General features: G+C 58.2%; 18 protein-coding genes and 5 pseudogenes. 14 read left to right on the plus strand and 9 right to left on the minus strand.

Translation table 11 applies throughout. The features are described 5' to 3' along the window. Positions 1 to 55: 55 nt before the first annotated feature. Together tnpB and NKJ91_RS30595 are read right to left on the minus strand one after the other, a co-directional pair. A complete protein-coding gene (gene tnpB / locus NKJ91_RS30590; protein ID WP_352458498.1) occupies positions 56 to 292 on the minus strand; it encodes an IS66 family insertion sequence element accessory protein TnpB in 237 nt (78 codons plus the stop codon). Further along, positions 289 to 669 carry a transposase gene (locus NKJ91_RS30595; protein WP_245274633.1) on the minus strand — a complete coding sequence of 127 codons (381 nt, stop codon included), beginning with the start codon at positions 667 to 669 and terminating at the stop codon, positions 289 to 291. The genes tnpB and NKJ91_RS30595 overlap by 4 nt, the downstream gene beginning before the upstream one ends. Positions 670 to 2404: 1735 nt before the next feature. On the opposite strand from NKJ91_RS30595, the gene ehuB (NKJ91_RS30605) reads away from it, so the two are divergent. After that, positions 2405 to 3298, plus strand: coding sequence for an ectoine/hydroxyectoine ABC transporter substrate-binding protein EhuB (gene ehuB, locus NKJ91_RS30605; protein WP_352458499.1), 894 nt, complete (start codon positions 2405 to 2407; stop codon positions 3296 to 3298). Positions 3299 to 3834: 536 nt separating this feature from the next. Continuing rightward, a complete protein-coding gene (locus tag NKJ91_RS30615) occupies positions 3835 to 5271 on the plus strand; it encodes an amidase (RefSeq protein ID WP_352458500.1) in 1437 nt (478 codons plus the stop codon). A gap of 217 nt (positions 5272 to 5488) precedes the next feature. On the opposite strand, the gene NKJ91_RS30620 is transcribed toward NKJ91_RS30615, so the two are convergent. Together NKJ91_RS30620 and NKJ91_RS30625 are read right to left on the minus strand one after the other, a co-directional pair. Further along, positions 5489 to 5695, minus strand: coding sequence for a hypothetical protein (locus NKJ91_RS30620; protein ID WP_352458514.1), 207 nt, complete (start codon positions 5693 to 5695; stop codon positions 5489 to 5491). Continuing rightward, a pseudogene (locus NKJ91_RS30625) lies at positions 5626 to 6195 on the minus strand (MFS transporter); the annotation flags it as partial. The gene NKJ91_RS30620 and the pseudogene NKJ91_RS30625, both read right to left, overlap by 70 nt. A 10-nt stretch (positions 6196 to 6205) precedes the next feature. On the opposite strand from NKJ91_RS30625, the pseudogene NKJ91_RS30630 reads away from it, so the two are divergent. The 3 genes and pseudogenes from NKJ91_RS30630 to NKJ91_RS30640 all read left to right on the plus strand — a co-directional run. After that, positions 6206 to 6312: pseudogene (locus NKJ91_RS30630) on the plus strand (IS481 family transposase); the annotation flags it as partial. A gap of 248 nt (positions 6313 to 6560) precedes the next feature. Further along, positions 6561 to 6938 carry a hypothetical protein gene (locus NKJ91_RS30635; protein WP_352458501.1) on the plus strand — a complete coding sequence of 126 codons (378 nt, stop codon included), beginning with the start codon at positions 6561 to 6563 and terminating at the stop codon, positions 6936 to 6938. A gap of 26 nt (positions 6939 to 6964) precedes the next feature. Next, positions 6965 to 7444 carry a reverse transcriptase domain-containing protein gene (locus NKJ91_RS30640; protein WP_352458502.1) on the plus strand — a complete coding sequence of 160 codons (480 nt, stop codon included), beginning with the start codon at positions 6965 to 6967 and terminating at the stop codon, positions 7442 to 7444. A 683-nt stretch (positions 7445 to 8127) separates the two neighbouring features. Here NKJ91_RS30640 and NKJ91_RS30645 read toward each other — a convergent pair. After that, positions 8128 to 9138, minus strand: a complete 1011-nt coding sequence (locus NKJ91_RS30645; protein WP_352458503.1) for a D-alanine--D-alanine ligase family protein — start codon at positions 9136 to 9138, stop codon at positions 8128 to 8130. 957 nt (positions 9139 to 10095) lie between these two features. On the opposite strand from NKJ91_RS30645, the gene NKJ91_RS30650 reads away from it, so the two are divergent. Then, entirely contained in the window at positions 10096 to 10317 is a 222-nt protein-coding gene (locus NKJ91_RS30650) for a hypothetical protein (protein WP_352458504.1), read from the plus strand. Here NKJ91_RS30650 and NKJ91_RS30655 read toward each other — a convergent pair. From NKJ91_RS30655 to NKJ91_RS30665, 3 genes and pseudogenes are all read right to left on the minus strand, one after another. Next, positions 10280 to 10915: pseudogene (locus NKJ91_RS30655) on the minus strand (aminotransferase class I/II-fold pyridoxal phosphate-dependent enzyme); the annotation flags it as partial. The gene NKJ91_RS30650 and the pseudogene NKJ91_RS30655 sit on opposite strands and share 38 nt — an antisense overlap. A gap of 12 nt (positions 10916 to 10927) precedes the next feature. Continuing rightward, a complete protein-coding gene (gene panD / locus NKJ91_RS30660; RefSeq protein WP_352458505.1) occupies positions 10928 to 11356 on the minus strand; it encodes an aspartate 1-decarboxylase in 429 nt (142 codons plus the stop codon). Positions 11357 to 11788: 432 nt separating this feature from the next. Further along, positions 11789 to 11964, minus strand: a pseudogene (locus NKJ91_RS30665) (IS21 family transposase); the annotation flags it as partial. A 366-nt stretch (positions 11965 to 12330) separates the two neighbouring features. On the opposite strand from NKJ91_RS30665, the gene ehuB (NKJ91_RS30670) reads away from it, so the two are divergent. The 8 genes and pseudogenes from ehuB (NKJ91_RS30670) to NKJ91_RS30705 all read left to right on the plus strand — a co-directional run. After that, entirely contained in the window at positions 12331 to 13200 is an 870-nt protein-coding gene (ehuB, locus tag NKJ91_RS30670; protein ID WP_352458506.1) for an ectoine/hydroxyectoine ABC transporter substrate-binding protein EhuB, read from the plus strand. A 79-nt stretch (positions 13201 to 13279) separates the two neighbouring features. Next, complete coding sequence (gene ehuC / locus NKJ91_RS30675; protein WP_352458507.1) at positions 13280 to 13951, plus strand: ectoine/hydroxyectoine ABC transporter permease subunit EhuC; 672 nt, start codon at positions 13280 to 13282, stop codon at positions 13949 to 13951. Continuing rightward, positions 13948 to 14616: an ectoine/hydroxyectoine ABC transporter permease subunit EhuD gene (gene ehuD, locus NKJ91_RS30680; protein ID WP_352458508.1), complete on the plus strand. Its 669-nt coding sequence runs from the start codon at positions 13948 to 13950 to the stop codon at positions 14614 to 14616. Before ehuC ends, ehuD begins: the two co-directional genes overlap by 4 nt. Before the next feature lie 106 nt (positions 14617 to 14722). Next, complete coding sequence (gene ehuA, locus NKJ91_RS30685; RefSeq protein WP_352458512.1) at positions 14723 to 15499, plus strand: ectoine/hydroxyectoine ABC transporter ATP-binding protein EhuA; 777 nt, start codon at positions 14723 to 14725, stop codon at positions 15497 to 15499. A 712-nt stretch (positions 15500 to 16211) separates the two neighbouring features. Further along, positions 16212 to 17390: a M24 family metallopeptidase gene (locus NKJ91_RS30690; protein ID WP_352458509.1), complete on the plus strand. Its 1179-nt coding sequence runs from the start codon at positions 16212 to 16214 to the stop codon at positions 17388 to 17390. 589 nt (positions 17391 to 17979) lie between these two features. Then, entirely contained in the window at positions 17980 to 19458 is a 1479-nt protein-coding gene (locus NKJ91_RS30695) for an NAD-dependent succinate-semialdehyde dehydrogenase (RefSeq protein ID WP_352458510.1), read from the plus strand. Between the two features lie 12 nt (positions 19459 to 19470). Further along, a complete protein-coding gene (locus NKJ91_RS30700) occupies positions 19471 to 20874 on the plus strand; it encodes an aspartate aminotransferase family protein (protein ID WP_352458511.1) in 1404 nt (467 codons plus the stop codon). Positions 20875 to 20979: 105 nt separating this feature from the next. After that, a pseudogene (locus tag NKJ91_RS30705) lies at positions 20980 to 21591 on the plus strand (transposase); the annotation flags it as partial. A gap of 22 nt (positions 21592 to 21613) precedes the next feature. Here NKJ91_RS30705 and NKJ91_RS30710 read toward each other — a convergent pair. After that, positions 21614 to 21723 (minus strand): transposase domain-containing protein (locus NKJ91_RS30710; RefSeq protein WP_352458513.1); only part of this gene is annotated, 110 nt, incomplete at its 5' end.

Here is a 21723-nt window from a genome sequence, read left to right on the forward strand (position 1 = left end):
CGGCTCGTCGATCGCGCTGCCGCACGAAGGCAAAATGCCAGCCAGGCAAAAACTCTCAACTGAAGACGAAAGGGACGTAGTATGAATGCAGATCGTTGGCATAAAGACACACGCCGCTGCCGTCCCACCAGACGATCTTGATCCTGTCCGCTCTTTTGGCGCGGAATACATAAAGTGCGCCGTTGAATGGATCCGAGCCGGCATCGCGCACCAGTGCCAAAAGGCCGTCGGGACCTTTTCTAAAATCGACGGGATGACTGGCGACCAACACCTTCACGCCAGCCGGGATCATGCCTGGCGAACCGCCCGGATAATCCGCACCAGCTGCTCCTCATTGATATCGGCACCGGCGCGAATGACCACGCCACCTAGCTCGATCTCCACCGATGCAGACGCTGTCGGCGTGACCTCGACAAAGCCGAGCCGCTCCGCATCCCTGTGTGGCGTGACCGCACCGCTCTTGATCGCCTTGCTCCGCCAGCCGAACAGCTGGGCCGGCGCCATCCCCGCTTGTCTGGCAATGGCCGATACATTCGCGCCCGGCTTCAGTGTCGCCTCGATCAGCCGCGACTTCGCTTCCGCCGACCAGCGCCGCCGCGGACGCTGCGGGCTTGCCTCCAGTCGGTTGGCAACCGCTTCAAGAACATGGAAACTTCTATCATCAGGCATAGGCGCAGACATAGAAATTGACACTGCAAGCTCCTCGGCTCCTTGCTTCAGTGTCAGTATGTCTCGCTCATCACCTCAAGCCGCGCCAGATGGGGTCAGCTTGGTGCTTACCCTCCTTCCATAGATCTTCCATAGATCAATTGCTGCCCGCGCTTGCGTGAGGGTTATCGCGGATGCCGGAGACCCGACGCGGGTCCTGCGCGTCGAGCAGAGCCTGCATCTCGTCGCGGCTGAGAGGGCGTCGTCGACCTTCTTCGTCGGGATCGCCCGGATCCGGCGTGCCTGATCCAGACAGGACGGGAGCCGATACTCGAGGAAGCGGAAGAAGGCTTTGATGGCGGCAAGACGGGCGTTGCGGGTGCGCGCCGAGTTGCCGCGTCCGTCCTCGATGTGTTCCGGAAGGCGAGAAGGAGCGGCGGATCGAGCTGCTCGGCTGCGCGCCGCCGTGGCCGAGCCATTTCTGTAGTGCCGCTCTTCGTCATTATGGTAGCCGCCATAGCCGACAGTCATTGCTCGCCAGTGATGTGATCGGCATTGCCTTTGGCAATGGGGGATTCGATCGCGTGGGCCTCGACGTGGGAAGGCTCTACCACCCTCTCGCCTCCGAATTTTCGCCGGAGTTCATCCAAGCGAGCCCCGGTGGTCGGGCTGAGCAAATCCTCCACTAGTTGCGAGGATGCAGAACGTATCGAGTGCAAAGCCACGAGGCTGCGGCGCACCTGAACCCTGAGACGATCGCGGCGAATCCAAGGCCTTGGCAATGATCTGCCGCCTTTGCTCGCGTTTCCTGTAATTTTCGATGCCGGAGGGACCGGCGCGGATTGGCGGTCATTTGCCGACGCAGCGAAGACCCCTCTTCCCTATTTAGCGACCCGGAACGCGCCGCAGGCGAGCAGACGATCCTTGCATATCGGCCGGAACTGGATTTCGCTGTCCAAGGTCCCGAGGCACTATGCCGAAAGCTGGAGTCGTATTCGCGCCCGCCGAGCTTCGCGGGAATCCGCTGGAATACTTTCGCCGGCGCGTTCACCGACCCATCGAGCAGCCCCAGAGCCGACTTCTTGTCAAGTTCTCCGAGTGAATGTAGGTCAATCTCCTAGTTCGTGCCGGTCGAATAGGTTGTCAAATCATGCGTCGAAATAGGCATTGGTATTCGCTGCAGCACCGTCCGTGCTTCCTCCGGCCTCCATGTGGCGATCAGAAGCTCGCAACGAAAATTTCTCTTCTTCTCGAATATGCCGGGCGGACGGGACGGATCAGGCGCGACGTCGGCGGGACGTTTCACCGATCTGTCGTTAGCCAACGAGCTTACGAGCGCGTGGCACCACTTCAAGACACCTGCGACGGCACACGATCGCGACGTCCGCGGCGATCGAGAACGGCTCGGCACTGGTCATTGACCCGCGTTCGCACATTTCGGTCACGGGACCACCGTGGCAACCTATGATGATTGAGCGGAAAGGCACTCCGACCGGTCTTGTTTACCACGAAGGAGGTTCAGGGATATGCTGGAAATTGCATGCCAGCAGTATGCTTCAGCGGGGCACCAAACGCACTTTCCGGAAGGAAGAAATTTTCGGCGGATCGTCAAAAGATGCGTAAGCACGCCGATTTCCCGCGTGGACCCGCCAAATCTCGCCGGAAGCCGACGACATAACGGTGCTAGTTTCGGCAGGTCGTTATTGGATTAAAACGAGCGGCGAAGAACCGAACCAGAACTGGGAGGAACTACACTATGAAGAATCGGCAACACGATGAAATCAGGAACGATCCCCGGAGGCGTGCTATCGTCAAGGTGATGGCTACACTCGCCATTGCTGCGCTGGCAATCCACCCATTTGCCGGTTCAGCTGAGGCGCAATCGCTGCTGGATAAGATCAAGAACGGAGAAACGATTAGGATCGCCTTCTCGAATGAACCGCCTCACGCCTACCCGGGCCCGAACAACGAGCCACTTGGCTTCGTCAATGCAATTGGGATCGACATTCTGAAGAAGCTAGGTGCGACCAAGATCGAGCCGGTCGTCACTGAATGGGGCTCGCTGATTCCCGGGCTGCAGGCCGACCGGTTTGACATCATCACGGGAGGCATGGCAATCACGCCCGAGCGATGCCGCAACGCACTATTCACCGAGCCGGTTGTCGCCATCATCGATGGGATGCTTGTGCCGAAGGGCAACCCGAAAGGGCTGCACTCCTACGAGGATGTGCGAGACAAAGGCCTCACCGTTGTCACTGGCACCGGCTGGGCTGCGGTGAGCTTGGCGCACAAAGTCGGTATTCCCGATGACAAGCTCCTGCAAGTTGCCGGTGGAGCGGCGGAGGCCGTCCAAGCTGTGAAGGCCGGCCGCGCTGACGCTGCTGTCGGCGAATTCTTCACCTGGAAGGCATTTGCTAACCGGGATGACAGCCTTGAGATGGCAGAGCCCTTCACTCAAGCTCCCGGGGGTGCCGGTGGTGAGGGGATCGCCTTTCTGCCCAACCAGCAGGCGACGGTCGATGCTTTCAATAAAGTGCTAAAACATTATCGCGGCTCCGACGAGATGATGAGGTCGGTCGAAAAATACGGCTATACTAAAGCGCAATTGCCTCCAAAGAGCCTGACGACCGCAGAGCTCTGCAAGGGTTGAGGCCGCACGGGCTGTGCAGCTTGACTGGGGTCGGCCGCCGGCAAATTGGTGATGATGAAGCGGTATCCACGCGATGAGCGCGCCCGAGCATGGCGCGCTTCTCGGGCTCAAGCTGGCGGACCAACAAGAAACCTCATCAACTCGTGAAGAGCCTGAAGGCACAGCAAATGAGTCAGAGACTGATCGTCGCTCAGCAGGTTGATTTCGGCGCGCCAGACGTTTCTGCGGCACATTGCTGTCTTTGATGAGCGCCCTCAGTCGCTGGTAATCAGTCGGCAAAACGGTGAAGAAGATTCCTCTGCGCATCTGACAGAATCGCACCCGCGAAAGAGATCTCAAGCCGGAGCCTTATGTCAGGCGAGAACCACCTAGCGGAGAGCATTCGTGGGCCGGAAGCCAACTACGTCTGGGAAGCGATGAACGGGCTGGCACATCATAAATGCTGGTTTGGCTAGGGAAATCTAAGCCTCGGCATATGAACATACATCGTAGTCAAGAACGCCTCCGAATTGCATCGACACTAGAAGGATGTTGCAATGAGACTCAGCGAATACGTGCAATACGATGCGACCGGCTTGGCGACGCTGGTGAATGCGGGGGAAGTAACTTCTGCAGAACTGACCCGATTAGCCCGTCAGGCTTTTGGCGAGGTCAACTCTCGTATCAACGCTGTCATCGAATTCTACGAGGATGCTGAGACGGTTGCCGGCGAGGACTCCGGACCGTTCAACGGAGTGCCATTCCTACGTAAGGATAGTGGAGCGAGCGAGGCAGGCCGACTACAGGAAAAAGGAAGCCGTCTGTTCAAAGGCTATCGCCCGGAGTGCGATAGCTTCTTTTTTAGTCGTGCCCAGAATGCCGGGCTTCGCACCGTCGGAAGGACAGCGACACCGGAGTTTGAGCGTTCCGGAACGACCGAGAGCATTGTCAATGGCGTCACCCGAAATCCATGGGATTTGGAACGCTCAGCTTCAGGCTCCTCCGGGGGAGCGGCGGCGGCAGTGGCCGCTGGCATCACCCCAATTGCACATGGCAGCGACTCCGGCGGGTCAATTAGGGGGCCTGCAGCTTGGTGCGGGCTTGTGGGACTCGTTCCCTCGCGTGGCCGGGTCTCCGGCGGCCCCGACCAGCAGGATGCAAATTTTGGCTTGGGGAGATCGTTCGTTCTCTGTCGGTCGGCGCGCGACATGGCGGCCGCGCTTGACGTCTTTTCCGGTCCCCACCCCGGCGACCCATTCATCATCGTCCAGCCGCATCGTTCTTATGTGGAAGAGCTTTTGCAACCCACCGGTACTCTACGGGTCGGGGTTGCCAGGACGAAGTGGGACAACCTGGATCTTGAACCGGAAGTTCTGCAAGCAGTCGAGTCAACCGCCTCGCTACTGGAAGAGATGGGCCACCAAGTAAAGGAAATGGAGCCCCCGTTTAAGTTCGAAGAGTTCACGAAGGCAATAGTTGCCTATTCAAGTCTCGGAGCGTCTTCGCTTGAAACCGCGGCCCACGCGTTGGGCCGGGCTATCAGCTTAGACACGTTGGAGCCCGTAAATCTTAAGTTCTTCCAGCGGGGCCGTAGTAGTCCTTTGTCAATTTGGGATGAGGTACATGAAGCCATTCGGCAGATGCGGCTTCAGGTGGGTGAGGCGATCCGGGCTTTCGATATTTTATTGACCCCCGCGAGGTCGACAGTGGCCCAACCGCATAACAGCATATGTAGTTTGGCCAATCCAACAATTTCTGTAGAAGAATATGTAGAAGCGAACCATTCCGGGTGGGGGCATCTGGCGATATGGAATATCACTGGGCAACCAGCTGTCTCCCTGCCCTTCGCGCAAAGCGCCAAGGGACTGCCAATCGGCGTCCAGATCGTCAGCCGCTTTGGTGACGAGGCGACTCTCGTCCGTATCGCACGTGATTTGGAGGAAGCTCGACCGTGGCGTCACCGGCAGCCCAAAGTTCGAGCCGGCAGCGGCTGACAATGCCTTTGGAAGTTTCTCTGCAAAGCCCATAAGCCTAACTTCTCTCCGTCTAAATGGCACCAAATCGAAAATGTTGACGCACCGCTTGCTGAACCATGGTGAGGGCGGCACCTTTCTTTACGCGTACCGCGTCAGTAGTTACTCTAGACTGGAGCGTCATGGCATTCTTGAACAGCACCAAGCGTTCTATGATCTGTTCGCGATGTTCACGACTTCAATATTGGCGCCAGTTACGGTTCTCCTCGTCGCTGATCGGTCTGTCGCTGCTGACCGGGTTAATAAGACGCAAACCGCGCCGGAAGGCTTCGGCAAAACCCTTCTGGCCGATGATGAGGCGGTCTTCGAGGCCGGCGCTTTCATAGCGTAATAGATCGACAGAGTGCGACCAATGACCCACCTTGGGCTTGCCAACTGAACGCACACGTCGGTTCCGGTCCAAGTGACAACCCAGCCTGCGCCACCGATTGCAAGCGCGATCGCTGCTACAGCCACCGATGATGTGAGAGTCAGCAAAAGGCAACAGATTGCGCAGGCAACGGACGCGAGCGTAATCAATCAATTTTGGGACGTGATGTGTCTTAAGTAGCTATTATTAATGAAGGCGCCTGTGCCGAAGCCGGCCAACAGGACGCCGCAAACAATTGGCCCACCTGCCAGTTTATCGCGAACTAGGAGGGGGGCAGGGCAAGGATCGAGATGCTTGACAGCCCGAACAGGGTTGCATGCACAATCGCCACTCTGATCTCCGAGGAGATTGCCGTGAAGCGTATGCCATCATGAATGGCCGTCGTCATTCGCTCGCGCGGAAGAGGCGAAGAGCGAACTTGCCATTTGGAGCGCAGGACAGGCGCTCAACGGGACCAGGTCGCTCAGCGCCGCCAAGGCGAAAGCCGCCATTGGTCCTAGCAACGCCAAAATTACATGCCTCTAAGCGTTGCAACCGACGATCCCGCATCCACGCGGTCTTCATTGCACCGCTGGCTGCAGCGTCACGATCGCCTGCCGGATGTCGAAGGCGACAGGCCGGCGAAGAAGAAGCTCGCTCTACGCCAAGCCGCATGACCAGCATCATGGCCGCCCAATTTGCAGAACTTGACGCACACAACCTTGGTCTCCAGCGGGGGACAGCAGCAAGGTACTGCCAGAGCTGCCGTCCGAGCTGAGGTCGGGAGTCGGACTGCTTCATAGTATTGAAGCCGTCGAAGGAAACGAGACGGGAGGGAAGGGGTCAGCCTGAGGGGAGCCTGCGCGAGGAGGCCAAGGTCCGGACAAAGAGCCGGGTTGCCTTGCCGCCGAACCTCGAGCGGGTGAACGCGGCGGCCAAGCAGGCTGTCCAAACCCGGTTCACCGCCCTGCTGCATCACGTCGACGAAGAAGCCCTTTACCGGGCGTTTCGGCGACAGAAGCGACAGGGGAGTGCTGGGGTCGATGGGATGACCGTGGCGAAGTACGAAGAGAGGCTGACGGATAACATCCGTCATCTCTGCGAACGGGTCCACACCGGTCGCTACCGGCCACAGCCGGTGCGGCGGGTCTACATTCCCAAAGCCGATGGCGGTAAACGGCCTCTCGGGGTGCCGGCGCTGGAAGATAAGATCGTCCAAAGCGCGGTGGCCGAGGTGCTGAGTGCTGTCTACGAGGTCGACTTCCTGGGGTTCTCCTAGGCTTCCGGCCGGGGCGGAGCCCCCACATGGCGTTTGATGCCCTGCATACAGCGATCATGAGCCAGCGTGTGAACTGGGTGCTCGATGCCGACATTCGCAGCTTCTTCGACTCGGTCGACCACGAGTGGCTGCTGCGGATGGTGGCGCACAGGATCGCTGATCCTCGTATCCTACGGCTCATTGGGCAATGGTTGCGGGCTGGCGTCCTTGAGAGCGGCGAGAAGCAAGAGACGGACAGGGGTACCCCGCAAGGGGCGGGCATCAGCCCGCTCCTCGCCAATCTCTTCCTGCACTACATCCTCGATCTCTGGGCCCACCAATGGCGTCGTCGCCATGCATACGGGCGCGTTGTGATCGTGCGTTACGCTGACGACTTCGTCATGGGCTTCGAGAAGAAGGCCGATGCAGAGGAGATGCTGTTGGCCCTCAAGACGCGGCTGGCCGGCTTTGGCCTGACTCTCCACGAGGACAAGACGCGGTTGATTGCGGCGCGGCGATCAGGATGAGATTCGTCTCTCCCAGATCGCCGCGCTATAGTTGATCCAGTTTGGGCGGTTCGCGGCCCTTTCACGCCAGCGGCGTGGCGAGCGGCGACCTGAGACCTTCGCCTTTCTGGGCTTCACCCACTACTGCGGGCGGACCCGGGATGGCCGGTTCATCGTGAAGCACAAGACGGAAGGGAAACGCCTGACGCGCAACGCTGACGGCGCTGCGCGAGGATGCCTGGCGGCTCATGCACGCGCCAATGGCTGCGCAGCACAGGTGGTACGCCGCCGTTCTGCTTGGACACTACGGCTACTACGGCAGGCCGCACAACTACCCTGCGCTCAAAGGATCCCATCAGCAAATGCGCCGGATATGGCTACGGTGTCTGAGACGGCGCAGCCAGAAAAGCCGGCGCATGGGCTGGTCGGAGTTGGAGACCCTGACGGCGCGCTTCCCCCTGCCAACTCCGCGCATCACTCGAACTTGGGCGCAAGCACGGATATGACGCGGGTTACCCTCGGGAAGAGCCGGTGCGGGAAATCCGCCCGCCCGGATCTGTGAGGGCGAAAGCCGAATGGCTGAGCTACTCGACCTTTACCTGCCCGCACTTTCGAGCGGGTCGGAAAGCGTCCTCTCCATTCGTCCGTGCCTACCTCACTATGCGGCAGGATGACAACCTCGCCACTTTACCTGAAGAGCAATGTCATGTGCAGTCCTGGGGGCCAGCGGTTCCGAAATACCGCATATGGGCGACATCTAGGATGCGATTGATCAAGCTTGAGTAGCTGTGTCCCGCCGGGTTCGCAGCCACGCAATACGATGAGCCCATTGTGAGGAGCGGACTGGTGTTGATCTCTAAGACAAAAGGCTGGCCGGAGCGGTCGATCCGGAGGTCAACGCGCGCATAGTCCCGGCATTGGCAAACGCGGAATGTCGCAATCGAAATATCCCGCAGAACCGTCGCAAGCCTACTCCCGATCTGTGCCGGGCAAATCTTTGACGGTGCCCCAGCCGCCACGTACTTCGCTTCCCAAGTCATAAGACGCGTTGCGCGGTCGCCGAAGTCCTGCTCGACAAGAGGCAATACCTCAAGTTCTCCATTTCCAAGCAGCGGGACGCTGATCTCCCGTCCGTCGATGTATTCTTCAACGAGCGCGTCCTGCGCATACTGCTCGACAATCATTTCCACGGCCCGCTTTAGCTCAGCAGGTTCATCTACGAGCTGCAATCCGACGCTGTCACCTCCGCGAAGCGGCTTCGCCACCACTGGAAATCGCAATCCGCCGGTACTCTCAGTGCCCCGACGCATCACGCAAAAATTCGGCGTCGGCACACCGCGGTCGCGGATGAGTATCTTGGTGATGACCTTGTCGTTGGCAAGCGCATGTCCGAGCGGGCTCGGTCCTGTATACGGAACGCCGGCCATCTCGAGCATGCCAGGAACGTGGGAGAAACGGGACTCGCCCTGAATTCCATAAGCCAAGTTGAAGACGAATCCGGAAGGGCGGGCTTGCGCATCGGGCGGCATGAACCGCTCAAGCGTAGTTAGCAGGCCTTTATCGCCCTCACACAGCAGCACATCGTGGCCGCCCTCTTGCAACGCCGGCACCACACTGTCGCAGTCCCACTCGGGCCAAGGCTCCGGTGCACGAGGCTGGCCGAACCGGTTAATCACGCCGGTAACGTCTCTGTTCGCAACAACGGCTACTCGCATGAGCTACTCCTTTAATGTTCGACTGGTATGACGGATTTTGCGCCGGTGCCTCCCGATCATCAGCTCACTTACCCAAAAGGAGCGCCACAGCCTGCCAGAAGGCTCATGAACAGTGTCATCAGCACAATTGGCACCGCAGACTGAACGTGGCTGCCAGTAGAGTCCTGCTGTGCAAGACGCCGCCGATCGCAGCGAACTCCAACGCCGCTGTTGCGTCCCACGGCATGCGCAGTCAGGATTGCGTGGGCGAGTGTCATCTCAACTCCTGGACTGAAGACAGCGCGACGGCCATGTCGAAAAAGGTATCCTGGCTCCGCACACGCAATTGGTATGCCACCAAAAGCGCTGCGAGCAGGGGAGCACAAAATCAGCGGGGTCGCCTGGCCAGGTTAATACTAGTCAGTCTAGAAGTGGATGGAATCCAACACTTGGTGCCCTCGTTTGACGGAAAGCGACAATTTTGTCTTGGTCGGCGGCTCAGAGCGGATTCCGATCGAAGGCCGGCCAGCGTTCCAATCAAAACCGGCCAGTTTTAGGCACTGAAGATTACCTCTCGGGTCAGCAACTTTGGCATCAAGTGCCCCGCGGTAAACGGGGAGATCTTGATGCCGGCGAAGAGAAGGCTGACATGAGACAATTTTGACAAATGCTTCGGCTTGCCGGAAGGGGGACGAGCTCCCGCGAGATAGCAGTCACGTTGGGGATAGCGCGCGGCACGGTGCAGGATAACCTGCAGTGTGCGGCAGCAGTTGGATCGACCTGCCCTTGCCGGGGTTCAGCTCTTGCACCGTCATACGATCGATAGCACGACTTCCCTCTGCGCATTGCAAACGGCAGCAGCAGCGCGGTAGCTGGCTTGGGTGTTGCGGGAAAGATTGCGTTAGGCAGCCAGGTGCTCCAATAGGAAACGACGGATCCACGGACCAAGGAGGCTCTTATCCTTCATGGTTGGCCCCGTTGCGCGACGAGAAGGCCGAGCATGCACTTGCGTTGCACGGCACCGGTGCGCTCGTCGTTCCAGATGCGCGGGAAATCGGCGGGAGCGCCCTGATGCGCTCCTTCGCGGGCCTGCCCAGCAGCGAGCATGGCCTCGTTCTGCCGCTCATGCTCGCGCTTGAGTGCGTCGAGATGCGCCGGATGCGGCCTGGCCCTTCGGAATCACTGGAGCCGATGACGTAGATGCCCGCTTCAGCACGCGCTGGGCCATCTTCTGCGCCAGCGCTGCTCGCCCAGCATCATGGGGATGGTCGGATGATCCGCACGGGGAGAATAAAACCCAACTTATCAATTTGAGACCGGCGCAGCCAATCGGCCACCTTTTTCTTTGCAGGCGTATAGCCCCAGAGCGCCGCCTAGCGCTTGCCGAGCGTGCTGGTGATGAAGTCCACCCTGCCGTCGACGCCGCAGTGCTCGGCCGAGCGACGGCCATTTTTGCCGATGAAGCCAACCGCATGGCTGTGTTCACCATCACCATGGCGTCGTATTTCTCGGCGAGATCGCATACGCCCTTGGGTCTGGCGATAACCATCCATCGAGAGGACGCCGTCGGTAGCGATCAGCGGGAACCGGCATTCCTTCGCCTCCTTCAGCCGGATTTGAGATCGGCCATGTCGTTCTTGGCGTAACGGAAAGCGCTTTGCCTTCGAAGCCTGACGCGTCGATGATCAAGGCGTGGCTCAGCGCGTCCGAGATGACGGCATTCTCCTCGCCGAGCAGCGTCTCGAATAGGCCGCCATTGGCGTCGAAGCAGGAACCATAGGATGGTGTCTTCCATGCCAGCCGATCGCGCTTAAAGGGCTTTGATGGGTGAACCTTCGCGAACTGCGAACGTCTTTGTTCCGTCTTTCTTGATGCCATAGTCGTAGAACATCCGATCGCGCACTGAATTATCCGAATTAAATGTCAGTATTCGCGGTTTGATCTCAGCGATCTGATTCTCCTCAACATAAGTGGAGGAGCAGACGATTATCTCATCTCCGACCTGGCAGGTACGAGCAGCGGCTCCGTTTAGCACACAGCAACGAGAGCCCCTCTCGCCGTAGATGACGTATGTGCTGATTCGCGCACCTGAAGCCTTATTCCAGATCTCAACGAATTCTAACGGAAGAATACCAGCCTCTCCGCAATGATCTGGATCTAAGGTTATTGAGCCATGGTAATTCAAATCAGCATCCGTCACATTTATTCCATGGAGCTTCGCCGATACAATTTTTTTCATATGCGTGGTTTCCTCGTAGTTCTCAGGTAAATCATAGAGTCCGAGCAATGGGAATGGTGCCCCTGTTATGGTGCCTAGTCATTACCAACCCATGTGCTTGTTATCTAGAATAGACCGATACTCATTTGACAGGTTATTTTCACTCGATTGATGCATGCGGTCAAGACGTCAACCCACACTGTTGGCAGGCTCCGCAGCATCGCACACGGTCTCGCAAACCCCGTGCCAACTGGGTTGAGGCAGCCACAGGCAGAAGCATTCAGCTATTTAGCCGCACGCCAGCCAGATGTCGGTTCGACCTGTTCGCGTCGCGATGCTGACAAAGCGGCGGACGATGACATCGTTGCAGGCGTTATGACGCAGCGTCATGGCAGAAGGTTTCCGACGGGAGACCTGGTTTCCGGACGAGCGCACCGAGGCGAAGGCGGCATTGTGCGCCTCGATCCAGTCGGCGAACTGCTCGGTCCAAGTCGCGCAGGCAAACGACGCGCTCGATCCGCCGAGCACCGCCACAGACAGATGGGCATCGCGCACTTCGCCGGTCCGGCGGTGACTACAATCGATACCGTGTCGCCGGCGTAATCGACAAACATCTTCTCGCCGCCCGCTCCCGCGATGCGATGGCCCGGCTCTGACATTTTCGACCGACCCCGTTGATACACCAGAGCGAGCAATCGCCCACTTCCCAGCAGAAATCGTCGAATTGTGCGAAGACAACGGAATAACGCAGATTTCCTGCGTCGGTAAAGGAAACACCGCCCAATGGCGCACCTTTGAGCTGCTATGTTTACGAAGCAGGCACTGAAGCACAGCTTGTGTCGAAATTGGGCACGGAGAACGGCCCGCAATGTCGATGCGCGTTTATGAAAGCCTGCCTCGCACGGCAACTATAGCATCTAATTCACGTGAACATGAAGGTGAGTGTCAGCTACGGATTTGTTGGCGGGCTAGCGACGAATAAAAGGAGGAATTTCGTGGACAAATGGCAACTTCTCAAGAATCGGCGTGCAATCCTGAGCGGATTGGTCGCATTGGGTATTGCGGCGATGGGAATGGCCTCGTTTACCGGTTCAGCCTCTGCGCAGTCGCTGCTTGAGAAGATTAGGAACGGCGAAACGATCCGGATCGGCTTCTCTAACCAGGCTCCATGGGCCTATCCGGGCGAGAACAACGAGCCGCTCGGTTTCGTGAATGCGATGACGCTCGATATTCTGAAGAAGATGGGCACGACCAAGGTTGAGCCGGTGGTCACTGAATGGGGCTCACTTATTCCAGGTCTGCAGGCCGGTCGCTTGGATATCATCACCGGCGGGATGTACATCCTGCCCGCACGCTGCCGGAACGTGCTGTTCACTGATCCAATCGTCGTCGTTAAAGACGCTCTAATCGTGCCGAAGGGCAACCCGAAAGGACTGCATTCCTACGAAGACGTACGCGACAAGCGTGTTACCTTGGTGACGGGTTCGGGCTACGAATCGGTGGCGATTGCCCAAAAGGTTGGCGTTCCCGATGACAAGCTTATGCAGGTCGCGGGCGACGTGGAGATCGCCCAGGCTGTCAAGGTCGGCCGCGCTGATGCCGGCAGCGCGAACTACTTGAGTATGAAGAGAGTTATCGAGAACGACGATAGCCTAGAACTCGCCGATCCGTTTACCTCGCCCAAAAGGCCCGGCTATAGCGCACTCGGCTTCCCACTCAATGAGCAAGCCACGGTCGACGCCTTCAACACCGCGATGAAAGACTATCTCGGGTCCGACGAGATGATGGCGTCGGTTACAAAATATGGGTACGATAAGACGATGTTGCCGGACGGCACCGCGACCGCCGCAATCTGCAAGGAGTGAAGCGCGGCGGTAACGCTTGTCCACGAACTGAAACGCGTTCCCGGTCCAAGCGGGGAGGCGCACAGCGGGAAATGCTAACATGAACGAATTTGCGCTGGGTTTCAGCGTCGCGGCATTGGCCAAAGGCGTGCTGATCACCCTTATCGTTACTGTCGGTGCATCTTTAGTGACAATCGTCCTCGGGCTGATCGTCGGCCTGATGCGGGTCTCGCCCCTTTGGCCGCTGCGGTGGTTGGGCATCGCGTATATCGAATTCTTTCGCGGAACGTCAATGCTTGTGCAGCTATACTGGTGGTTCTTCGTGCTGCCGATCTTCGGCGTTGTCCTTTCGCCATGGGCAGTCGCCATCTTCGGCGTCGGCATGTGCAACTCCGGCTACGGCGCCGAGCTAGTGCGCGCGGCCATCCAGAGTGTCGACCGAGGCCAGTATGAAGCGAGCATCGCGCTAAACTTCCCGCGGCTCAATATGATGCGCCGTATCGTGTTGCCGCAGGCCATCCGTGCGATGCTGCCGTCATGGGGCAATCTGCTGATCGAGCTGCTCAAAAGCACCTCGCTCGTCTTCTTCATCACCATCACCGAGTTCACCACCGCCTCCAAGCTGGCGGCCGACGCCACCGGCAACTATCTGCTGTTCTTCGCAGTGGCACTTTTTGGCTATTATGCCATCGCGCGCGCCCTCATTACGCCCTTAGTGCGCTGGCTGGAGCGCCGCCTTTCGGGTGGTTTCGTCCGGGAGGCGCTGGCATGAACATTTGGGATTGGTCTTATGTTTGGGAGGCGTTGCCTTATCTCTATCGAGGCGCGCTCGTAACGGTTCAGGCAACATTGCTCAGCTTCGCGATTGCACTTGTGCTGGGATTAATCGTCGCACTCATCCGCCAGTCGCCTAACCGCTATCTATGCACCTTTATGGCAGAGATCGTCGAATTCATCCGCTCGACACCCGCGTTGCTGCAGGTATTCTTCGCTTACTTTGTTGGCCCGCAGTTTGGCATCGTTATTCCCGCTTGGACAGTCGGCATCGGTGTGCTCGGCATCCACTATGCCGCCTATTGTTCAGAAGTTTACCGTTCAGGCATCGAGAATGTAGACGGAGGTCAGTGGGAGGCCTGCACAGCGCTCAACCTGTCGCGGCTTCGCACCTGGAGGGCAATCATCCTGCCGCAGGCGATTCCACCGATCGTTCCGGCCTTGGGCAATTACTTCGTCGGCCTCTTTAAAGAGACGCCGATTCTCGCAGCCATCGCGATCCTTGAGATGCTGCAGCAGGCTAAGAATTTCGGGGGAAACCATTATCGCTACATCGAGGCGATCACCATGGCTGGTTTCTTCTACTTGGTATTCAGCTTGGCCGCTTCCGCGATCGTGCAGGCGGTGAGCTTCTGGCTCAACCGCCGCTATCATCTGCAGTAGGGGCTTCATCATGAACGAACGCGTGATCCGTTTCGAGAACGTCGCAAAACGCTATGGGGCGCCGACAGCGCTGGACAATATGGACCTCGCATGCAACGAGAAAGTCATGAGCGAACCCATGGTCCGATTTGAGAATGTCAACAAGCGCTACGGTGCTCTGACAGTGCTTGACGAGCTCAATCTCGACATCGCTCGCAACGAGAAGGTGTCCATCATCGGCCCTTCGGGCTCGGGCAAAACTACCGTACTGCGCATGCTGATGACGTTGGAACGTATCAACGGTGGCGTGATCTGGGTCGACGGGGAGCCGCTCACTCACATGCAGAAGAATGGCCAAATGGTGCCGGCAAGCGAGCGGCATCTCAGGCGCGTGCGCGCCAAGATTGGCATGGTCTTTCAGCACTTCAACCTGTTCCCGCACGTGACGGCGCTGCAGAACTGCATGGAGGCGCCGATTTCCGTACTTGGGCTATCCAAGCAAGATGCTGAGGCCCGAGCGGCTGAACTGCTCGACATGGTGGGGCTCGGCGACAAGAAGAACCACTTCCCTATCCAGCTTTCTGGCGGACAGAAACAGCGCGTGGCGATCGCCCGTGCGCTTGCCATGCGGCCCAAGGTGATGCTGTTCGACGAGGTGACCTCGGCGCTCGACCCAGAGCTCGTGGGGGAGGTGCTCAACGTCATCCGCAAGCTCGGCGCCGAGCACGATCTGACTATGCTGATGGTTACGCACCAAATGGGCTTTGCAAAGGAGTTTTCCGACCGGGTCTGTTTCTTTGACGGCGGTAAGATCGTCGAGCAGGGACCGCCCGACCAGCTGTTGGGCAACCCGCAGAACGAACGGACGCGTCATTTCCTCAGTGCCGTGCTGGAGGCAAGGTAAGGGAGACGTGACGCCTCCGAGTTCATGATTCTGGCAGTTCGCCTCTCGTGGCATGACGATACATGCAAGGGTGCGTTTCCAGAAACCCGGCCACCCTTGCGATGCTTCGCATGACCGCGCCGACAGGTCGCAGAGGCAGCGCGCCGGACCTCGATTGGCTATGTAAATCGGGCACGCAGGTGACCGCCCGATCCACGACAGAATTTCCCCAAGTGCCAACGCGATCTGCAGACGCACGACCTGGCTGGGACTATTATTGAGGTGACGACCGAGATCGTCTAACGGCAATTCTTGCCGGCATGGGATGATGCATTCGGGGGCTCGATACGTATCGGTAAGCCGTCGAAGCTTGTTTGGCGCCGCCGGTCTCCCTCGATGAGCTTCACATTTCGCGCGAGTGGGCTGTGTTAGCCTGCCCAAGCATCGCTCGCGGCGAGGCCTAGCCTGTTACGACGCTGCAAGACGGCCTTCGATACGAGGCTTTCGTCCCGGCCAGGCGAAGCCGTGAAGTTAGTAGATACAACAGTGCCTCCTAACCCGGGTTCTCACCTAGGGGATATTGTGCGCACAATTCACAAAAACGCCGATTTCCTGCGGGCTGAACGGGTACTTCGCGCCACCCAGCTTCTAGGAGCTTGCTACCCTTTCAGCATGTGGGTCGGCGTAGAGAAATCTCGATAGCCGTAATGAGCTCTACAAAGGAATGGACTAGATGAAAGTTTCAGGCGTCGACAAGGCCGTTATCCAGAAAGATCTTGCATTTCCGATCACGGAGTTTGAACGACGCCTTAAAGCTGTTCGGCAGGAAATTGCGAATAGGGGATTAGACCTGCTGATTGTGAGTATCCCCGAAAACATCTACTACCTCAGCGGGTATCACACGCTAGGGTATCCAGCCATTCAATTCCTGCTAGTACCAAGCCATGGCGAACTGCACATTGTAACTCGCGCCATCGAGCAGACAAACGTTAGAGCGTATTCCTGGCTAGATAACACCTCAAGCTACATGGACCACGAGTCGCCTATAGATGTCCTCGTGGAAACGATTGGAAACATGGGCTACGCCAACTCGATCATCGGCATCGAAAAAACAGGTTGGTTCTTGACAGTTGCTCACTATGAACAGATCAGAGAACGCCTTCGGAGTGCGAGAGTTGAGGACGGATCGATGATCGTCGAAAGTGCACGAGTCGTGAAGTCGGACCTCGAAATCGAGTATATTCGCCAAGCTGCCCGGATCGTTGAAGCGGGTATGGAGGCTGGCATAAACCAGATACACGTGGGCGCAAGCGAGAATGATATCGCTGCTGAAATTCAGCGCGTTGTGACAAGCATGGGAAGCGAATATCCGGGTTACCCGCCGTTTGTTGCGTCGGGCGTTCGTACCAGCTACGCCCATGCAACCTGGTCTGGCAGGAGAATTCAAGAAGGGGACCCGGTCCTGTTGGAGCCGTCTGGTACTGTCCGCCGCTACAGCGCTGCCCTCATGCGCCTTGTTGTCGTCAAACCAGTTAGCCGCGAGTTACAGCGCATGGAAGAGGTGTCCCGAAAGGCGCTGGAAAACATGCTGGAGGCCATTCGTCCTGGGCGCCCCTTGGAGGAAATTTGGAATGTTTGGTCGAAGACTGTGACGGACGGCGGCTATGAGGGTCGGTTCAAGAGAACGGGTTACTCGATCGGAGTATGCTTTCCGCCTGATTGGGGTGAGGGCCATATTCTTTCTTTTAGGCGCGGAGAAACCCGAACGCTGCGTCCAAATATGACGTTCCACATTCCTTCTCTGGTCAAGGTGTTCGGTTTTGCTGACGCCGGAACAAGCGAGACCGTCCTCGTCACGGAAACGGGATGTGAAATACTTACGAACTTTAAGCGTGAACTTCACGTGCGGTAGCGGCAGGACTGCATTGACCAAATAATTCGGGTATGGCGACAGCGGAGAGGAGGTCGTCAAAAAGAACGACCGGAGGCGACCGTGCGCCTCCAGTTTAGGGTGTTCTGAAAAAGCATACCGTCCTTTACGGCTGGCGACTCGGATCCAGTCAGTATTTCGTCGCCAAGATCGCCCCCTTCTAAGAAGCTCGCCCTAGCACGGCGGGCCTTATTCTGCGCCTTGACTATGCTGTTATAATGCGCCTTGGCTTCGGATATTTGCCGGCGAGCACCGCCACACACGCGGACTCTCCGCAGATGACGAGATTGTAGAATATCTTGTACGGGACGCCTCCTCCATGCGGGCCGTTCTTCATACAAAGCCGACTCGCCACGGTTCATCCATTCACGCGAGAACGTTTCGGATCGTCGTCCCCTCGTCAGTTTGCCTCCTTGGGCAATTGGGACCGAGTTCTGATCACGGCGGAGAAAAAGCTCAACTGAAGGCCGGTATTCGCAGGACAACGTCCTCGCCGCCTTCAACTGCGCTGACAATCGACGCTGTTGCAGGACTAGTTTCATGAAATCGAACGCCCGACTTGGAGTTACAGATGAAAGGTTCCGCAACCGCAGCCTTGAAGCGCCTCAGGCGGCCGGAACTTCTGCAAGCGCGCGCTTATGTGAATGGCGCGTGGCTCTCGAAGCCGGAAAGACTCGCTGTGGTGGACCCTGCTACTGACGAAGAGCTGATTCAGATAGCAGCCTGCGAAGTATTCGATGTGGACAACGCGGTCTATTTCGCAAGAGCCGCATTCTTGCGGTGGCGCGATTTCCTTCCTGCAGAACGTGGCGCATACCTGCGAAAATGGGCAGCCGGTATGCGCGAAAACGCCGGAGACTTAGCCGTCATCATCACCGCTGAGCAAGGCAAACCGCTCGCTGAGGCTTGCAGCGAGATTTCCTATGCTGCCTGCTTTCTCGACTGGTTTGCAGCGGAGGGCGAGCGCTCCTACGGCGAAACCATACCCAGCCATCTCGCTGGAAGCCGATTGTCCGTGCAGATGCAGCCGATCGGAGTGACCGTTGCGATCACGCCGTGGAATTTCCCATCGGCAATGATCACGAGAAAGGCTGGAGCCGCACTGGCTGCGGGCTGCACGATGATAGTAAAGCCGGCACCAGAAACGCCCTTGTCGGCGCTCGCCCTTGCACGTCTTGCCGAGGACGCTGGAATCCCGCCAGGCGTGTTTCAAGTGATGACAGGAGAGGCTCAGCCGCTTACCAAGCGGCTGCTGGAGCATAACGATGTGCGAGCATTCTCTTTCACGGGATCTACCGAGGTCGGTCGAATCCTGCTGGGGCAGTCTGCGAACACGGTAAAGAAGGCTTCACTCGAACTTGGCGGCAATGCACCCTTCATCCTTTTCGATGACGCTCCGATGGAGGCTGCAGTCACTGAGTGCGTCGCAGCCAAATTCGCGACGTCCGGCCAGGACTGCCTGGCAGCCAACAGGATTTACGTCCAGCGGGGAATCTATGACCGTTTCGTTGAAGAATTCGCCAAGGCCACCAGCAAACTAAAAATTGGGCACGGACTAGAGCCTGGAGTCGATATTGGTCCGATGACCAAGGCATCCGGCGCCGAAAAGTGCAGACAGCACGCTTCAGAAGCTCTTTCAGCCGGCGCTCACATGGTTACCGGCGCACAGAATTGCGCTCTTGGCGGAAATTTTGTAACGCCGACGGTGCTTGCCGACGTGTTCGACGATATGCGGGTCGCGAAGGAAGAAACCTTCGGGCCGATCGCTGCAATCCTTCCCTTTGAAGAAGAAGATGAAGTTCTCGCGCGGGCCAACAATTCGGAGATGGGCCTTGCGGCTTATGTCTACACCCGAGACATCAACCGTGCGATGCGACTCACTGACCGGCTCGAATACGGCATGGTCGCGGTCAATACCCCGAAATTCACAGGAGCGCCAATCCCGTTCGGCGGGTGGAAGCAGTCCGGTCTTGGCCGGGAAGGCTCCAGACACGGCATCGCAGAGTATCTTGAACCAAAGTACACATGCTTTGGAAATCTTGCAGCGTAAGAGGATGACCCAATGAATATCAACATTAAGGAAATCGGCGAAAAGGATAGAGCCAGCGTCCTGCATCCGTTCACGCAAGTAAAGGATTTCGCGACCGGCAAGCTAGGCGATCCCACCATAATAGAAACCGGCAAGGGCATCCGTATCAAAGATGCGTATGGCAACGAGCTCATCGACGGCTTTGCTGGCCTCTATTGCGTCAACGTCGGCTATGGCCGTACCGAGGTCGCTGAGGCGATTTCTCGCCAAGCTTACCGTCTCGCCTACTACCATTCCTACGCCGCGCACACTACCGACGAACTTGCCATTCTGTCAGACCGACTTGTGAAGATGGCGCCTGGCAAGATGAGCAAGATCTTTTACGGCATGTCCGGATCGGACGCCAACGAGACGCAGGCCAAGCTAGTCTGGTACTACAATAATCTCCGGGGCAAGCCGAACAAAAAGAAGATCATCTCGCGCGAGCGCGGCTACCATGGCTGTAGCGTTATGTCGGGCTCGATGACGGGTATGAGCTTCTATCATGATCACATGGACCTGCCGCTCCCCCAGATTGTTCACACAGGTGTTCCACATTATTACTGGGGCGCAAGCCCAGGCGAGACAGAGCAGGAGTTCTCGGCGCGGCGAGCTTATGAACTTGATCAGCTGATCGAACGTTTGGGCTCGGACAACGTTGGCGGGTTCATCGGCGAGCCAGTGCTTGGCACTGGCGGCATTACGCCCCCGCCGCAAGGGTACTGGGAGGCCATCCAGGCAGTGCTGAGAAAGCATGATGTACTGCTCATCGCCGATGAAGTGATCACCGGCTTTGGCCGAACGGGGTCCATGTTTGGCTCGCAGCACTACGGCATCGAACCAGACCTGATTACGATCGCGAAGGGGCTGACATCAGCCTATTTCCCGCTCTCCGGCGCGATCATTGGCGAGAAGGTCTATAAGGTCTTGGAAGAGGGCGCTGACAGGGTTGGCGCATTCTCGCACGGCTATACCTACTCCGGTCACCCGATCGGAGCCGCCGCGGCCAACGCGGTTCTCGACATTGTCGAGAAAGAGGACCTTCCTGGTAATGCTCGCGAGGTTGGCGCGTTTTTTCAGGCGCAGCTCAAGGAAAAATTCGCGCAGCTGTCGATCGTCGGTGAGGTGCGCGGGGTCGGCCTTATGGGCGCGATCGAGTTCGTGGCCGATCGCGACAACAAGAAGCGCTTCGATCCGAGGCTTAAGGTTGGTGCACGAATCTCCAAGGCAGCCCGTGACCGTGGGCTCATCGCTCGCGCTATGCCCCATGGGGACATTCTCGGTTTCGCTCCGCCGCTTGTAGCCACAAAGGCCGAAGTCGAAGAGATCGTTGCAATCGCTGAAAGCGCGGTACGCTCGGTTATGGATGAACTTGTCCGGGACAACCAAAGCATCTAAAATGGGGTCCGGCTGTGAGCACCAGGAAGCAGTAGTCTGACCGGTTTCCTACGCCGGGAAACGAGCCCTGCAAGGCTCGCCAACATCGCAAAGACGTCCGAACATGACGGCCGGTTTGTCGGTGCGGCCATGCGACCGGCGAGGCGGCCGAGTGGCGCAGAAATTTGCTCCCACCTGCGCCGCCCCGTGCGGGCGATCCGAAGCAACTGGTCGAGCACCGGATTCTGATCCAGGCCTACGACCACTACTGCAGTCCGCAGCTCATCGACTGGTGCCGCGCCAACGACGTCGAATTCATCCTCGGCCTGGCGCCCACCATGACCCTGCGCAGTCGCGGAGCTGGAGACCAGCACGACGGCGCGCTTCGAAGCTTCGTCGAAGACGAGGAAGGTCCGCCGCTTCAAGGAATTCATGGACGGGGGGCGCCAGCTGGAGCCGCGTCGAGCGCGTCATCGCCCGCGTCGAGGTCGGCGCCCAAGGTGCTGACACCCGCTTTATCCTCACCATCCTTGCCGGTGGGAAGGCCAAGGCGCTCTACGCAGCCGGCGCGGCGCGGCCAAGAACCACATCAAGTCCTGGAAGATGCATCTCGCCGCCGACCGAAGGTCCTGCACAAGAGTCACGGCCAACCAGTTCCGGCTGTTCCTGCATGCCGGCGCCGATTCGCTCATGTGGAGCCTGCGCGAAGCGATGCCGAAACGCTCCAGCTTTGCCATCGTAAGCGGGTAGCTGATGCCGTTCAGCGATGGTAGTTCCAAGGCATGAGCGCCTCGATAGCGCTGTTTGGCCAGCCATTGGCGATGCGCTCGAGGGTCTGGGTGAGCCAGGCGTGCGGATCGACCTGGTTCA

Source organism: Mesorhizobium sp. M0040, from assembly GCF_040323505.1.
GTDB lineage: Bacteria > Pseudomonadota > Alphaproteobacteria > Rhizobiales > Rhizobiaceae > Mesorhizobium.

Excerpts from the sequence above, each read along its gene's own strand:
- tnpB (WP_352458498.1), bottom strand. The coding sequence starts at position 292 with ATGATCCCGGCTGGCGTGAAGGTGTTGGTCGCCAGTCATCCCGTCGAT.
- NKJ91_RS30595 (WP_245274633.1), bottom strand. The coding sequence starts at position 669 with ATGCCTGATGATAGAAGTTTCCATGTTCTTGAAGCGGTTGCCAACCGA.
- ehuB (WP_352458499.1), top strand. The coding sequence starts at position 2,405 with ATGAAGAATCGGCAACACGATGAAATCAGGAACGATCCCCGGAGGCGT.
- NKJ91_RS30615 (WP_352458500.1), top strand. The coding sequence starts at position 3,835 with ATGAGACTCAGCGAATACGTGCAATACGATGCGACCGGCTTGGCGACG.
- NKJ91_RS30640 (WP_352458502.1), top strand. The coding sequence starts at position 6,965 with ATGGCGTTTGATGCCCTGCATACAGCGATCATGAGCCAGCGTGTGAAC.
- NKJ91_RS30645 (WP_352458503.1), bottom strand. The coding sequence starts at position 9,138 with ATGCGAGTAGCCGTTGTTGCGAACAGAGACGTTACCGGCGTGATTAAC.
- panD (WP_352458505.1), bottom strand. The coding sequence starts at position 11,356 with ATGAAAAAAATTGTATCGGCGAAGCTCCATGGAATAAATGTGACGGAT.
- ehuC (WP_352458507.1), top strand. The coding sequence starts at position 13,280 with ATGAACGAATTTGCGCTGGGTTTCAGCGTCGCGGCATTGGCCAAAGGC.
- ehuD (WP_352458508.1), top strand. The coding sequence starts at position 13,948 with ATGAACATTTGGGATTGGTCTTATGTTTGGGAGGCGTTGCCTTATCTC.
- ehuA (WP_352458512.1), top strand. The coding sequence starts at position 14,723 with ATGAGCGAACCCATGGTCCGATTTGAGAATGTCAACAAGCGCTACGGT.
- NKJ91_RS30690 (WP_352458509.1), top strand. The coding sequence starts at position 16,212 with ATGAAAGTTTCAGGCGTCGACAAGGCCGTTATCCAGAAAGATCTTGCA.
- NKJ91_RS30695 (WP_352458510.1), top strand. The coding sequence starts at position 17,980 with ATGAAAGGTTCCGCAACCGCAGCCTTGAAGCGCCTCAGGCGGCCGGAA.
- NKJ91_RS30700 (WP_352458511.1), top strand. The coding sequence starts at position 19,471 with ATGAATATCAACATTAAGGAAATCGGCGAAAAGGATAGAGCCAGCGTC.